Source organism: Breoghania sp., assembly GCF_030066895.1.
In the GTDB taxonomy this organism is placed as follows: domain Bacteria; phylum Pseudomonadota; class Alphaproteobacteria; order Rhizobiales; family Stappiaceae; genus Breoghania.
In genome coordinates this window covers 201,164-215,289 of record NZ_JASJAV010000001.1, presented here as the reverse complement: position 1 = coordinate 215,289, position 14,126 = coordinate 201,164, and the positions used below count along the sequence as shown (strand labels likewise).

15 protein-coding genes, 1 tRNA gene and 1 pseudogene are annotated in these 14,126 nt (G+C 61.3%); 9 read left to right on the top strand and 8 right to left on the bottom strand.

The window, feature by feature from the left end; all coding sequences use genetic code 11:
- Nucleotides 1-50: 50 nt before the first annotated feature.
- The 6 genes and pseudogenes from QNJ43_RS01145 to QNJ43_RS01120 form a co-directional block, all read right to left on the bottom strand.
- Nucleotides 51-554: a molybdopterin-binding protein gene (locus tag QNJ43_RS01145; RefSeq protein WP_300466689.1), complete on the bottom strand. Its 504-nt coding sequence runs from the start codon at nucleotides 552-554 to the stop codon at nucleotides 51-53.
- Nucleotides 544-780 (bottom strand): hypothetical protein, encoded by a 237-nt coding sequence (locus QNJ43_RS01140; RefSeq protein ID WP_300466687.1) that lies wholly within the window; start codon nucleotides 778-780, stop codon nucleotides 544-546. Before QNJ43_RS01140 ends, QNJ43_RS01145 begins: the two co-directional genes overlap by 11 nt.
- A 212-nt stretch (nucleotides 781-992) precedes the next feature.
- Nucleotides 993-1,472: pseudogene (gene moaC, locus QNJ43_RS01135) on the bottom strand (cyclic pyranopterin monophosphate synthase MoaC); the annotation flags it as partial.
- Nucleotides 1,473-1,477: 5 nt separating this feature from the next.
- On the bottom strand, nucleotides 1,478-2,290 hold the full coding sequence (trpC, locus tag QNJ43_RS01130; RefSeq protein WP_300466685.1) for an indole-3-glycerol phosphate synthase TrpC: 813 nt from the start codon (nucleotides 2,288-2,290) through the stop codon (nucleotides 1,478-1,480).
- A gap of 30 nt (nucleotides 2,291-2,320) precedes the next feature.
- Complete coding sequence (gene trpD / locus QNJ43_RS01125) at nucleotides 2,321-3,334, bottom strand: anthranilate phosphoribosyltransferase (RefSeq protein WP_300466683.1); 1,014 nt, start codon at nucleotides 3,332-3,334, stop codon at nucleotides 2,321-2,323.
- Between the two features lie 27 nt (nucleotides 3,335-3,361).
- The gene (locus QNJ43_RS01120; protein ID WP_300466681.1) at nucleotides 3,362-5,254 is read right to left on the bottom strand and encodes a peptidylprolyl isomerase; all 1,893 of its coding nucleotides are present in this window, start codon (nucleotides 5,252-5,254) and stop codon (nucleotides 3,362-3,364) included.
- 174 nt (nucleotides 5,255-5,428) lie between these two features.
- On the opposite strand from QNJ43_RS01120, the gene tpiA reads away from it, so the two are divergent.
- The 8 genes from tpiA (at nucleotide 5,429) to QNJ43_RS01080 (ending at nucleotide 12,147) form a co-directional block, all read left to right on the top strand.
- Nucleotides 5,429-6,193 carry a triose-phosphate isomerase gene (gene tpiA / locus QNJ43_RS01115; protein WP_300466679.1) on the top strand — a complete coding sequence of 255 codons (765 nt, stop codon included), beginning with the start codon at nucleotides 5,429-5,431 and terminating at the stop codon, nucleotides 6,191-6,193.
- 164 nt (nucleotides 6,194-6,357) lie between these two features.
- Nucleotides 6,358-6,852: a preprotein translocase subunit SecG gene (gene secG, locus QNJ43_RS01110; RefSeq protein WP_300466678.1), complete on the top strand. Its 495-nt coding sequence runs from the start codon at nucleotides 6,358-6,360 to the stop codon at nucleotides 6,850-6,852.
- Nucleotides 6,853-7,044: 192 nt separating this feature from the next.
- Entirely contained in the window at nucleotides 7,045-8,673 is a 1,629-nt protein-coding gene (locus tag QNJ43_RS01105) for a CTP synthase (protein WP_300466677.1), read from the top strand.
- Nucleotides 8,674-8,846: 173 nt separating this feature from the next.
- Nucleotides 8,847-9,266, top strand: a complete 420-nt coding sequence (locus QNJ43_RS01100) for a hypothetical protein (RefSeq protein WP_300466676.1) — start codon at nucleotides 8,847-8,849, stop codon at nucleotides 9,264-9,266.
- 31 nt (nucleotides 9,267-9,297) lie between these two features.
- Nucleotides 9,298-10,182 (top strand): VOC family protein, encoded by an 885-nt coding sequence (locus QNJ43_RS01095; protein WP_300466675.1) that lies wholly within the window; start codon nucleotides 9,298-9,300, stop codon nucleotides 10,180-10,182.
- A gap of 97 nt (nucleotides 10,183-10,279) precedes the next feature.
- Nucleotides 10,280-10,355: transfer RNA gene (locus QNJ43_RS01090), tRNA-Lys, on the top strand.
- A 737-nt stretch (nucleotides 10,356-11,092) separates the two neighbouring features.
- A complete protein-coding gene (locus QNJ43_RS01085) occupies nucleotides 11,093-11,323 on the top strand; it encodes a hypothetical protein (RefSeq protein WP_300466674.1) in 231 nt (76 codons plus the stop codon).
- A 218-nt stretch (nucleotides 11,324-11,541) separates the two neighbouring features.
- Nucleotides 11,542-12,147, top strand: a complete 606-nt coding sequence (locus QNJ43_RS01080) for a 3-keto-5-aminohexanoate cleavage protein (RefSeq protein WP_300466673.1) — start codon at nucleotides 11,542-11,544, stop codon at nucleotides 12,145-12,147.
- A gap of 251 nt (nucleotides 12,148-12,398) precedes the next feature.
- Here the strand turns inward: QNJ43_RS01080 and QNJ43_RS01075 are convergent, their stop codons facing one another.
- Nucleotides 12,399-12,752 carry a metalloregulator ArsR/SmtB family transcription factor gene (locus tag QNJ43_RS01075; RefSeq protein WP_300466672.1) on the bottom strand — a complete coding sequence of 118 codons (354 nt, stop codon included), beginning with the start codon at nucleotides 12,750-12,752 and terminating at the stop codon, nucleotides 12,399-12,401.
- Between the two features lie 384 nt (nucleotides 12,753-13,136).
- Here QNJ43_RS01075 and QNJ43_RS01070 point away from each other — a divergent pair, with 384 nt between their 5' ends.
- Complete coding sequence (locus tag QNJ43_RS01070; RefSeq protein WP_300466671.1) at nucleotides 13,137-13,883, top strand: cytochrome c biogenesis protein CcdA; 747 nt, start codon at nucleotides 13,137-13,139, stop codon at nucleotides 13,881-13,883.
- Nucleotides 13,884-13,901: 18 nt separating this feature from the next.
- On the opposite strand, the gene QNJ43_RS01065 is transcribed toward QNJ43_RS01070, so the two are convergent.
- A complete protein-coding gene (locus QNJ43_RS01065) occupies nucleotides 13,902-14,105 on the bottom strand; it encodes a hypothetical protein (protein WP_300466670.1) in 204 nt (67 codons plus the stop codon).
- Between the last annotated feature and the right edge of the window lie 21 nt (nucleotides 14,106-14,126).

The following is a 14,126-nucleotide window of genomic DNA, read 5'->3' as shown; positions in this document are numbered from 1 at the left end:
GGTCGCTGCGCGCGTTCTAGAATCGCAGAACCGTAACCTGTGCTCCGGCCTCAAGGGCAGGGGCATAAGGGGGCGAATAACGAGGCCATCAGCGGTTTTCCCGGACGCATGGCGATGCGCCAGAAGGAAAGCTCCATGCCCTCGTTGCTGAGCGTGGTCTTGACGAGATCGTGATCGTCGACCGAAGCGCCGCCGAGCGTCACCAGAATATCGGCCTGCCAGGCCAGCGCTGCTCGCACATGTCCGGCAAGTTCGATCTCGTCATCGTGCGAAATTCCGAGCCGCTGCACCTCGGCCCCGCAGGCCTCGGCCAGAGCTGCAATGCCGTACTGGTTGGAGGCGACGATCTGGTCCTGTCCCGGTATCTCTACCGGCTCCACCAGTTCATCTCCGGTCGCAAGCACCGCAACGCGCGGGCGGCGGCATAAGGGAACCTCGCCGTGGTTCATGGCGGCGGCCAGCGCTAGAACGCGATAGTCGAGCACGGATCTCGCCTTCAGCAGGACGTCGCCTTCGCTGAAATCGAGCCCGGCCGGACGCACATTAAGTGCCACGCTGCACGCCTTTCAGGATGCGCACCGTATTCTCGGTGCGTTCGGTGTTTTCCTGAATGACGATGGTGTCGGCGCCCTCCGGCAATGGGGCTCCGGTAAAGATGCGAACGGTCTCGCCAGCGCCGACGGTTCCGGAAAAACCATGTCCGGCAGGCGCTTCGCCGATGATTTTCATCTTGCAGGGAACGGTGCCGAGATCCTCGGCGCGCACCGCATAGCCGTCCATTGCGGAGGTGGAAAAGGGGGGCTGGGTGTCCGGGTTGCGGCCAGGTCCACGGCGAGCGTGCGACCGCTCGCATCGGCTAGAGGCACGTTTTCAGCATGCGTGGGAACGGCGTCGCCAAGCAGGCGCGCCAGCGCTTCGTCAACGGGAATGAGGCTCATCATGCGTCTACGCTCAGGCGGCTCCTGTCGGGGCGGTTCTCCCCTCCAGCCCGGAGCCTTCCAATCGCCGGATTGTCCGCCGCTCTTGGCCACCACCTGAATGCCCGACAGCACCATGAAGCGGTCAACGGCCTTGGCCATGTCGTAGATGGTCAGGCAGGTGACGGAGGCGGCCGTCAACGCCTCCATTTCCACGCCGGTCTTGCCGGTGATCTTGGCGGCCGCCTGAACGCCTAGACCCGGCAGGCTTTCGTCCGGCTCTATATCGACGGTGACCTTGGTCAGGACGAGCGGATGGCATAGCGGCACCAGTTCGTGCGTGCGTTTTGCCGCCATGATCCCGGCGATCCGCGTGGTGGCGATCACGTCGCCCTTCTTGGCGTTGCCGGTGAGGATCATTTCCAGCGTTTCCGGCTTCATGGTCACGGAGCCGATCGCGGTTGCAGTGCGGGCGGTATCGTCCTTTGCAGCCACGTCGACCATATGAGCCGCGCCGGTTGCATCGATATGGGGAAGGCGATCGCCTTCGGCCATTTTTCCTATTCCGCCGCTTGTGATGTGTCGCGTGCCAGCAGGGTGCGTGTCGCGGCCTCGACGTTGTTCTGACGCATCAGGCTTTCGCCGATAAGGAAGATCCGGATGCCGACGGCGGAAAGCCGTTTGCAGTCGGCCGGAGTAAAGATGCCCGATTCTCCGACCATCAACCTGTCGTCCGGAACCATGGGCGCGAGCCGTTCGCAGGTCTCGAGATTTGTCTCGAAGGTCTTCAGGTTGCGGTTGTTGATGCCCAGAAGCGGGGAGCGCAGTTTCAGCGCGCGCTCAAGCTCCGCCTCGTTGTGGACTTCCAGCAGCACCGACATGCCGAGCCCGAGCGCAGCATCCTCAAGGGCCTTTGCCTCCGCATCGCTTACGGCGGCCAGGATGATCAGGATGCAATCGGCTCCCCAGGCGCGAGCCTCGTAGACCTGATAGGGCTCGAAGAGGAAATCCTTGCGCAAGGCGGGCAGGGCGCAGGCTTCGCGCGCCGCCCTCAGGAATTCCGGCTTGCCCTGGAAAGCTGGAGTGTCGGTGAGAACAGAGAGACAGGTCGCTCCGCCGGCCTCATAGGCGCGGGCGAGGACGGGGGGATCGAAATCCGGGCGGATGAGCCCCTTAGACGGGCTTGCCTTCTTGATTTCGGCGATCAGCCTGTAGCGTCCGGCCGCAACGGCCGCGCGCAAGGCACCTTCGAAATCACGCACGGGCGGAGCTACCTCGGCCATTGCGCGAAGTTCCGCTTCTCCCACGCTGACCTTTGCCGCGGCGATCTCGTCGCGCTTGTAGGCCTCGATCTTTTTCAGCACATCGGTCATGAAAAATCCCGCATGCGTGGGGTCGCCACTTCAGGAATTGGAGATAGAGACAAGTTTTTCCAGTCGTGCCAGGGCCGCGCCGCCGTCAATCGACTCGCGCGCCATTTCCACGCCACGGGCGAGATCCGGTGCCGCTCCGGCCACGATCAGCGCCGCCGCCGCGTTCATCAGGACCGCGTCGCGATAGGCGTTCTTGTCGCCGTTGAGCACACCGCGAAGGGCCTTGGCGTTTTCAGCGGGTTCGCCGCCCTTCAGCCCTTCCGGCGATGCGGTCTCAAGACCGACGTCTCCCGGTGCGATCGTGAAGGTCGAGACCTTGCCGTCCTTCAGTTCGGCCACGCTGGTCTGTCCGCAGACGGTGATTTCGTCAAGCCCGTCGGAGCCATGGACGATCCAGGCGTGCTCGCAGCCCAGATTGTTGAGAACGTGTGCCAGCGGCTCCACCCATTCTTCGGAGAAGACGCCGACCATCTGCCGCGTGACGCCTGCCGGGTTGGACAAGGGGCCGAGCAGGTTGAAGATTGTGCGCGTGCCAAGTTCGGAGCGCGTCGGGCAGACATGCTTCATCGCGCCGTGGTGGGCGGGTGCGAACATGAAGCCGAGACCGGCCTTAGTGATGCACTGGGAGATTTTTTCCGGCGTCAGGTCGATATTGACGCCCAGCGCCATCAAGGCATCGGCCGCACCGGATTTCGAAGATATCGAGCGGTTGCCGTGCTTGGCGACGGGCACATTGCACCCGGTCACCACGAAGGCGGTGCAGGTGGAGATATTGTAGCTGCCCGACGAATCTCCGCCTGTTCCCACGACGTCGACGGCCCTTTCGGGAGCCGTGACAGGTACCATGCGCGAGCGCATGGAAGTGACGGCGCCGGTGATCTCGTCCACCGTTTCGCCACGCACCCGTAACGCCATCAAAATGCCGCCGATCTGGGAGGGTCTGGCATTGCCGCTCATCAGAATGTCGAAAGCGGTGGTGGCTTCTTCGCGTGTCAGCGGCGTGCCGTTGGCAGCCTTCGCGATCAGAGCCTTCAGTTCAGACATGCATCCCCCAGACGCAACGCGGACTTGTTACTGATTACTGCTGCCGATGGCATTCGACAGCGCAGTTTGGTTGATTTTGACACCGATCGAATCCTGGACGCCGGTGACAAACTGCGAAATGAGCGAGGTCTGAAGCATGTCGGACAGCTCATTGTCGAGCTTCTTCATCACGTCGGACTCCGCGAAAAAGGCGGGGGTGGTAACCGAGACGACCTGCAGCACGACGCGCCCGCCATCCACTCCGTCGGCGGTCGCGACGGTGTCTTTCGCTCCGGAAAAGGCTTCCGTCACCGCCTGCGCGGACAACTTGTTGTTGTTGCGATCGCGCGAGAACGGCTCTGATGTCTGTAACTCCATCTCCGAAGCTTCGGCAAGGTCCGTGAAATCGGTGCCTGCGCGCAGCTTCTTCGCCATTTCATCTGCACGGGCCGCAAGACGCTGCTGAACCTGTGCATCCTTCCAGTCGCTCGCGATCTTTTCGCGCACTTCTTCGAGTTTGCGCTCATGCGAGGGCATGATGTCGGCCACGTCGTACCAGAGGTAACCGCGTCCGCCGACCTGAACCGGCGGGGCCTCGTCGTCGATCTCGCTGCTGAAGGCTTCGCTCAGCAGGTTGTTCGGCGCGTCGGGCAGGGTGACCTTGTCGCCGTTCGGGGCGGTGCCGTCACGCGCGATCGCATCGATCGTCTCAAGCTTCAGGCTGAAGCGCTTGGCGATTTCGGCAAGCGTCGCACCGCCGGCGCGCGCATCCTCGATCTCGTCGTGCATCGACAAGACCTCGTCTTCCGCCTTCCGGGTGGCGATTTCCTTCTTGAGGACGTCCTTGACCTCCTCAAGCGGCTTGTTCGCCGCCGGCTTGATCTCGGTCACCTTGACGATGCGCAGCCCGAACTGTCCGTCGATCACGTCGCTGACCGCGTTCTCTCCGAGGGAGAAGGCGGCATCGGCGACCTTCGGGTCCACGAGCTTGTCCTTGGTTATCAGCCTGAGGTCCACGTCGCTCTCCGAAAGGCCCTTCTCCTTGATCAGATCTTCGAAGCTCGTTCCCGATTTCAGCTTGGCCTCATCGGCTGCCGCCTTGGCGGGGTCGGTGTAGGTGATCTGCAGGATGTGACGCTGTTCAGTGGTGCCGAAGCGATTGGGCGCGGCGTCGTATTCCGCGCGCGCATCCTCATCGTTGACGTCTTCCGGCCGGGCGATGTTGGCGGGAATGACGGGGAGAATCTCCAGCTTGCGATATTCGGGGGCGCGGTAGTCGGTCGTGTGATCCTTGAAATAGGCTTCGATCTCCTTGTCCGAAGGATCGGCAACGGGAGGAATCGAATCTTTCGTCAGCGTCACATAGTTCACGGTGCGCTCTTCGAAGCGGAACCGGTGGGCGGCTTCCAGCAGTGTCTCCGGCGGATGCATCTCACCGGTTATGGCTTCTGCGACCTGGCGCCGTTTGGCGAGCTTGCGCGCCTGCTTCACATACTGATCTTCGCTGAGTTGGTTGCTGTAGAGCACCTGCGCCAGCTGACGGCGATCGAAGCGTCCGTCTGGGTCCTGGAAGGCCGGATTGTTGTGGATCTGCTTGACCAGCGCGTCGTCTGAGATGCCGACCTTGAGACTCATTGCGACATGGTCGAAAGCGGCTTCGGCGACGAGGCTTCCGAGAACCTGCCCGGGCAATCCCATGTTGATGGCCTGCTGGCGCGACAGAGACTGGCCGATACGCTGGCTGAAGTTTTGAACTTCGCGGGAATAGGCGGTCTGGAAGGCACGCGTGGAGATTTCCGCATCGTCGACCTTGGCGAGCGTGTCCTGCCGGAAACCACGGAAAATATCGGCGATCCCCCAAATGCCGAAGCTCAGCACGAGCAGCGCGATGAAGACCTTCGCGACGAAGTCGCCAGCGTGCTTGTGCAGGGCAGTGAGCATGGAAAATTCCTGTTGTCTGGGCGGTTTCCCGCCGTTCGGTCTGCGATTTGGCCGAGATAATAGTGAGGCGAAACGCGCCGGGCAAGCGAAGCGGATTTGTAATGCTTGTGATATCTGCTAGCCAATACGCCGAGTGTTATCCGCAATTCCGTTTATGGAAAGGACGTGACCGGTATGAGTGCGTCGATCAAACCGTTGGTTGCCGGCAACTGGAAGATGAACGGCTTGCGCGAGTCATTGGGCGAGATCGCGGCGGTGGGGGCCGGAGTCGATCCGGCACTTGCTGCAAGGGTCGACGTGATGATCTGTCCGCCCGCTCCGCTTCTTTACACCGCTGCTGTCGCATCGGTGGGAACATCCGTGGCCATCGGCGCGCAGAATTGCCATGTCGCCGTCTCCGGCGCGCATACCGGTGACATTTCTCCCGAGATGCTGCGCGATGCGGGTGCATCGGCCGTCATCGTCGGCCATTCCGAGCGCCGTGCCGACCACGGTGAGAGCAATGAGGATGTCCGTGCAAAGGCCGAGGCGGCCTGGCGGGCCGGGCTCGTCGCCATCATCTGCCTTGGCGAGAGCGAGGAAGAGCGCAAAGCCGGACGCGCGCTCAGTGTGATCGCCGATCAACTGGCCGAATCCGTGCCGGAGGGCACAACCGCTGCAAACACCGTCATCGCCTACGAGCCGATCTCGGCGATCGGCACCGGCCTGACGCCGACGCCGGACGATGTGGCGGAAGTGCATGCGGCGTTGCGCAAGGACCTGATCAGCCGGTTTGCGGGTGAGGGGGAGGCGATGCGTCTTCTTTACGGCGGCTCGGTCAAGCCCGCCAATGCACGTGAGCTGATGGCGGCCGCCAATGTCGACGGTGCCCTGGTGGGCGGGGCGAGCCTCAAGGCCTCGGATTTCCTCGGCATTATCGTCGCTTATCAGTCCGACTGAGCGCGTCCAGGTTCGATCCCGCACATTTTCGCAAGCTCCTGCCATCGCGCTTTGTGAAGCAGGAGCTTTGCGGAAGGCTTGAAACTCCCTATCTGGCGAGGGTGGAAAGCTGCTGCATGATCGTGTAGAAGGCGCGCAACGCGAAATCAGGTATCCGATCCAAGATGCAAACCGTCATCATCGTTATTCACCTCATGGTTGTGCTCGCTCTCGTGCTCGTCGTGCTTCTGCAGCGCTCGGAAGGCGGTGCGTTGGGCATTGGCGGCGGTGGCGGCTTCATGAGCAGCCGGGGCACGGCGAACGTGCTGACCCGCGCCACGGCCATTCTGGCAGCGATCTTCTTTGTCACGTCGATCGTGCTGACGATCCTCGCCCAGAACGGTGAGCGGCCTTCCTCGATCCTCGATCAGGTCAATACGCAGGCCCCCGCACCGGCTCCTTTGTCGGCGCCCGGAGAGGACGGCAATCCCTCGCTTCTCGATTCGCTGAAGCAGGCGAGCCCGCCGCAGTCCTCCGAGACGCCCGCGGCCAATGCGCCCGCCGCCAATGCTCCGGTGACGACGGATGCCCCGGCAACGACGGATGCGCCTGCTTCCTGTGCGCAGGCTCCGGCCGAGCCGGCAGCCCCGAGCGGACCACAGGTTCCCGCCTCTCAGTAAAGTCGGGCTTTCAAGTCTCTATCAGGGCCGCGAACTGGTAGTCGTTCGCGGCCTTCGTTCGTGTGAGCAGGGGGTGTCGCCGCCTGTGGCGATCCGCTATGGTCCGGCCGCATCTTCGGCGACGTCTTTCCTGTTCGAAACGCAGTAATACGGATGGCCGAATCGTCGCCCGCAGGGATATGGTTTATATCCATGGCGCGGTACATATTCATCACTGGCGGCGTGGTGTCGTCTCTCGGCAAAGGGCTTGCGTCTGCGGCCCTTGGGGCGAGCCTTCAGGCTCGGGGTTACAAGGTCCGTCTTCGCAAGCTGGACCCTTATCTCAACGTCGATCCGGGCACGATGAGCCCGACTCAGCACGGCGAGTGTTTCGTCACCGACGACGGCGCTGAAACCGATCTCGATCTCGGTCACTACGAGCGCTTCACCGGGCGCCCTGCCAATCAGCAGGACAACGTCACTTCCGGTCGGATCTATCGCGATATCATCGCCAACGAGCGGCGGGGCGACTATCTGGGTGGCACCGTCCAGGTCATTCCGCATGTCACTGATGCCATCAAGGCCTTCGTGTTCGACGGCAACGAGGATTTCGACTTCGTGCTGTGCGAGATTGGCGGTACGGTGGGTGATATCGAGGGACTGCCGTTCTTCGAGGCGATCCGCCAGCTCGGCAACGAACTGCCGCGCGGCGAAGCGATCTACATCCACCTCACGTTGATGCCCTATATCCCGAGCGCGGGTGAGCTGAAGACCAAACCGACCCAGCACTCGGTCAAGGAGCTGCGCTCCATTGGCATTCAGCCGGACATCCTGATGGTTCGCTGCGACCGGCCGATTCCCGAGGCCGAACGGCGCAAGCTGTCGCTCTTCTGTAACGTGCGTGAAAGCGCGGTCATTCCCGCGCTCGATGTTGCTTCCATCTACGATGTGCCGATCGCCTATCACGAAAGCGGGCTGGACGACGAAGTGCTGGCCGCCTTCGGTCTTACCGGGGCACCTCAGCCGGACCTGTCGCGCTGGGAGGCCATCTCCAAGGCGATCGCCAATCCGGAAGGCGAAGTTACAATTGCCATCGTCGGCAAGTACACGGGGCTGAAGGACGCTTACAAGTCGTTAATCGAGGCGTTGATGCACGGTGGTATCGCCAACAACGTCAAGGCCAACCTGGAATGGATCGAGTCGGAGGTCTTCGAGCGCGAGGATCCCTCGCCCTGGCTTGAGGACGTCAACGGCATCCTGGTGCCCGGCGGGTTCGGCGAGCGCGGTTCGGAAGGCAAGATCGCGGCGGTGACGTTCGCGCGCGAGCACAAGGTTCCCTATTTCGGCATCTGCTTCGGTATGCAGATGGCGGTGGTGGAAGCTGCCCGTAACCTGGCCGGTATCGCGGAGGCGAATTCGACCGAATTTGGCCCGACGCGGGAGCCCGTCGTTGGTCTGATGACGGAATGGCTGCGCGGCAATGCCCTAGAACAGCGCGTTGCCAACGGCGACATGGGCGGCACGATGCGGCTCGGCGCCTATCTGGCGACCTTTGCGCCCGAAAGCCATATCGCCAAGATCTACGGTGCGACGGAGATTTCCGAACGCCACCGTCACCGCTATGAGGTCAACATGGACTATCGCGGTCGGCTGGAGGCCTGCGGTCTGCGGTTCGCCGGAACCTCGCCCGATGGCATTCTGCCGGAAACGGTGGAGCTGGAGGGCCATCCGTGGTTCATCGGCGTGCAGTATCATCCGGAGCTTAAATCCCGCCCTTTCGAGCCGCATCCGCTGTTCGCCTCCTTCATGGCGGCGTCCATCGAGCAGAGCCGGTTGGTCTGATAACCCTGTTGCGTCATCGCAACGATGGGCGACAGTCGAACGGATTGGTCCCGCCCGGTCGTCGCATCTGTGTTCAAGATGCTGATCTTTGCGCGGTTTCGCGGCGCAGGCGGGGGACGTTGACCCTTGGGCCGCGTTCGCGAAATTGTCTGTGAACATGCCGGGGGCAGTCGATGAGCGACGAAACGACCGATCTCACCTTCACGGACGGGGCGTCCGCTTTCAAATATTCCTGTCAGTGCCTGGATTGTTCGGTGGAGCCGAAGAAGCCGCTGCCCGCGCTCGTTCTGGATGCGCGTGAGCATTTCGGTCAGGCGACGCCCACCAAGATGAACGATGACGGCACGCAGACGGTGGTTCTGCGCGTCCCGAGCCCCGATGGCGGGTTCGTCGTTCTGGCGCGCACCGCGGGCAAGGACGAGCCTGAGCTGGCGGGCGGCGAACTGGTGGCGTGGATGCCGCTTCTTTACAACGAGGACTTGGCGAAGGAAACGGATGAGGCCGGGTTCGGTTGGGTCGGCGTGATCATGGGGACGCTGAAGCCGGTCCTGCGTAAAGGCGGCTGGCTCGGGGACGTCCGCTATGGAAAATGAGGCCCGTCACGGTGGGCAGGGGGAGGCTGCGATGGCTCGGTGTGGGATCGATCATATCGTTCATGCGGTGAAGGGTCTTGAAGCCGCACGCGAGGCTTACGTCCGGCTCGGTTTCACGCTGATGCCGTTTGCCGAACATCCGTGGGGGACCCGAAATTTCCTGGTCCAACTCGACGGCGCCTTCATCGAGGTGCTGGACGTTTTCGATCCCGACCGGATGGAAGAGGCGGATTTCGACAGCTTTTCCTTCGGTGCCTACAATCGCGATTTTCTGGTCGGCGGCGAAGGCATGTCGATGCTGGTTCTCGACAGCGTCGATCCCGAGGCCGACCGTGCGGCCTTCGTCAAGGCGGGCCTGAGAACCTATGCGCCCTTTTCCTTCGAGCGCGTTGCCCGTCAGCCGGATGGAAGCGATGCCAGGGTCGCCTTCGATCTGACCTTCACCACCCATCTCGATCTGCCCGACGTCGCTTTCTTCACCTGCCGCAACCGTTATCCCGAGAACTTCTGGAAAGAGGCCTATCAGCGCCATGCAAACGGCGCGCTGGGCATCGCGGGCACGGTTCTGGTGATGCCGCGCCCGGCGGACCTGCACGAATTCATCGAAGGGTTCACGGGAGTGCGCGAGTTGAAGGTCACGGGCTTCGGCATCGAATGTCGGACCGCGCGGGGCTCGTTCGACGTTTTGACGCCTGAAGGGTTCGAGGCGCTCTACGGGGCAGCCTATCCGCTCGGCGAGATGAAGTCCCCACGGTTTGTAGCCACGAAGCTGAAGGTCCGTGATCCGGCCCTTTTCGCCGACAAGGCGCGAACGGGTGGAGCGGATGTGACCATGCGCGATGACGGTAAGCGGGCGGTTATTGCGGCCAGTTCGCTCAATGGCATGGCGCTGATCGTTGAAGGGGATGGCCAGTAAGGTCGGCTCGAAAAAGGAATTCCTTGGGCAAGTTTGACGTGTCATGCGTATAAGGCTTGCGCCGGTGCCTAAATCTGCTATGAAACCGGCACTTCGGGAGCCCGTAGCTCAGCTGGTAGAGCAACTGACTTTTAATCAGTAGGTCCAGGGTTCGAACCCCTGCGGGCTCACCAAACTTCCCTGAGAGTCTTGGTGGAACGTCAACGGCGCGCAGAGCGTGCTGACAGTCCCGATCCGTCCTCCGCACATTATCCGCGATTCCTGCTTTGCTGATCCCTGCATCCGAGGGTTGGCACCGTTATGCGTGCATGTGCCCGATTGTGCGGTCTTCCCGGAAGAGCCTTACGCTAGTTCCTGAAAAACGACTCCCAATGCTTTCTTTGGAGCAGGTGAGGTCCTTCGGCGGGATTCCGTTCAGTAAATTTATCAAAGGCGACAAGGTGGCACAGCGGTGTGGCGCGCGAGCAAAACGATATCGCGGCTGGCCCTGAAACCGTCACAAAGAAAAATAACGCTACGTCGTATTCGTCGATATAGATGGAAAAATACGAAAATAATAAGAATGATTCCTATTTGGAATATTTAACTAATTCGTATGGCGTAGAATCCAAGTGGAAAAATGTCTGTGTATTGGGCATGCAATAAATGTTATCAGTTGTGCGCATAGAGAACATACTGCTAACTATAAGAAAAAACCCGATTAACTCTTTTTGCCGACAGGGGGAATGCGGATTTTGCGCGCGGAACAATCCTTAGGTGACGGGAGGCTTGGCAAGTCTACGAGTTGCAATTTGTGATCTTATGTGTCGCAATTCACTTCTAAGAGGGACCGTTAAGACATTAAATAGATCGGGACTCCGTACCCAATGTTCGTAAAAAGTGATATTGGAAACGTAGCGGAGTGAGCCCATTGGGGCGCACCTGGATGATGGATACAGAGGAACAGAACCATGGCGAAGTCGTGCAGTACGAATTCGTCAAAGGCCATATCGCAGTCACCATGGCGTTGGTGAATGGCCTGGTACTCCAGAATGCAATCGATCGCTATGCATTGGACGACTATTTTACCAGTTTTCTGAACCAGTTGCCGCACACGCGCGATACGTTGGCACTGCGTCTGATTATCGATCAATGGCGCTAGGGGCTTTAAACGGCGCAACCGGAGGCGAACCGTCTGAACGTTCATCTCTTTGAGGTGATCAAAGGACGGCGCGGCGTCGCGGAATAGAACCGCGGCGGGCGGGACATCGGCTTGCCTCGCCATATCCGAATCCGACTAAGTATTCGGGCCGGTCCTTGTGGGTCGGTGCAAGTTGATCGATGTGTCGCTTGTCTTCCTCAGAATTTGCCGAGGTTGCCGTGTCTGAGCCTTTGACGATCATGGTCGCGCCCAACGGCGCGCGTCGCACGAAATCCGACCATCCCGAAATTCCCGTCACCATCGAGGAGGCGGCGAGAGTTCTCGCGGCCTGCGCGGAAGCCGGGGCCAGTGCGGCCCATGTCCATGTTCGCGATGCCGACGGACGCCATCTTCTCGATGCGGACGCCTATTCAGCCTTGCTCGGGCTGGTGGCGCGCGAGGTCTCTTCCGATTTCGTGTGTCAGGTCACGACCGAGGCCATCGGGCGCTACGGCCCCGACGTGCAGATGGACGTGGTGCGCAAGGTCCGCCCTCAGGCCGTTTCCATCGCGATCAAGGAACTGGTGCCGGACGATGCGGAACAGGAAGCGGCGCGGTTCTATGATTGGTGCCGGCGCGAGGAAATGGCCGTGCAGCACATCGTCTACGATGCGGCGGAATTCGAGCGGTTGCTTGAGCTCTCTCGGCGCGGAGTGGTCCCCCTAGCGACCGTCTGTCGGTCCTGTTCGTACTCGGCCGCTACAGCACCAATCAGCAAAGCGATGCGCATATGCTGTTGCCGTTCCTGCGCGTTCTCGATGAGGCGGAAAGCACCCCGGACATGACCTGGATGATGTGCGCCTTCGGATCGGGCGAGATCTCGTCGGCGGCTGCGGCCATGGCCCTGGACGGTTACGCGCGCGTCGGTTTCGAGAACTCGCTTTGGGGGCGCCTGACGGCACCGTCACGCCAGACAATGCTGCAACCGTGGCGCGTACCCGGCGCCTTGCGGCCGACCTTGGACGACGGCCGACGCGTGGCGACGAAACGCTCGCGGTTCTGGGTAAGGGGTGAGGGGAGCGCGCGTGGCGCTCGCTCAAGCTTCGGAGGGCGTCGAATCCGATCCGCAGAACATGTCGTAGATCGTGGAGAGGATCCGGCGGACGTTTTCGTCTCCGAGGCTGTAATAGATGGTCTTGCCGTCTCGGCGTGTGGAAACGAGGTTTTCCGCGCGCAAACGGGCAAGCTGCTGCGAGACGGCCGGCTGGCGAAGCGAGAGCATGCTTTCCAGTTCCGTGACCGATTTTTCCCCCTCGCTCAAAATGCACAGGATCAGCAGACGGTTTTCGTGGGCAAGGGCCTTGAGATAGTCGCTGGCCTGTTTTGCCTTGTCTTGCATCTGGTTCATGTCAAGGGAACCGACCGGTTCCTGAATGGCTGTTGCCGGCACTCTTTTTCGTCCTCTATTCGCAATATCCGCAAGCGCGGGTTGCGCCCCTCGATGATTCATCTAAACCGCTGTTTCCAAAAAATCGACCCCGAAGGGGGCATTTCGCTGGTTTCGGGGTGTTTAACTGATTAAAAATAGAAAGTGGGTGGCGCAAACGCTGCAGGTTTGCCTCCTGTTGCGGGCGCTATCTGCGGCGTTCCGGTCCATCCGCCGTTACGGCACGGGCAGAACCGACCTCCGCGAAATATGAAGGGGCGTGTTCGTCTTGTGGCCTTGATCCGGGGTGCCAAATGCGCGTCCGGTCGTCTACAAGGCTTGACGGTTCAAGACAGCGCGCGGCGCGACCGTGGGCATGGGGACGATGCGCTTTTCGAAGGGGATACGATGCACGATGTAACCATTCTGGGCGCCTTTTTCGCGGGGCTCTTGTCGTTCGTCTCACCGTGCGTACTGCCCCTGGTGCCGCCCTATCTGGCGTTTCTCGCCGGAGTGTCGCTCGATCAGCTGACGGGGGAGGGACAGGACGCCTCAGTCCATGCCGCCGACGGTCGCAAGGTGATGGTGACCGCGCTCGCCTTCGTGCTCGGTTTCTCGACCATCTTCGTGCTTCTGGGCGCCAGCGCCTCGTTCGTCGGTCAGTTTGTCGCCAGCAATATCCGTATCCTGGGATATGTCGGCGGTGTGCTGATTATCATCATGGGGCTGCATTTTCTCGGCGTTTTCCGGATTGTGCTTCTGTATCGCGAGGCGCGCGTGCATGTGGAGCGCAAGCCTGCCGGGCCGCTTGGGGCCTATGTGTTCGGCCTCGCCTTCGCCTTTGGCTGGACGCCTTGTGTCGGGCCAATCCTGGCGGCGATCCTGTTCGTCGCAGGCGCGGAGGATACGGTGTCGTGCGGCGCGTTGTTGCTATCGGCCTATGCGTTGGGGATCGGCGTGCCCTTCCTGATCGCTGCGGCCTTTGCCGGGCCGTTCATGCGGTTCATGGCCGGGTTCCGGCGGCATCTTGGCACGGTGGAGAAGGTCATGGGCGTCTTCCTTGTGGTGACGGGCCTCGCCTTTCTGACCGGTCAGATGGCGACCTTCTCTTTCTGGCTTCTGGAAACTTTCCCGGTGCTGCAACAGGTCGGCTGACCTGATCCGGATTCCGTCTCAGTGCGCGGGGAGCGGCTGGCCGGCGAAGATCGTCGGCTTGCAGGTGATGAGCCGCTTTTCAGGCCGCGCGCAGGCCGCTGCCGCATCCGCGGCGTTGTCGAAGGGCCCTGCGATGAGATGGGGAACCATCTTGTTGCCGCGTTCGGTGATGGTTGCCAGCGGCGACAGGGAGCCGATGACACGGGACTCGGTCTCGCGCATGGCATGCCAGGCACCTGCAAC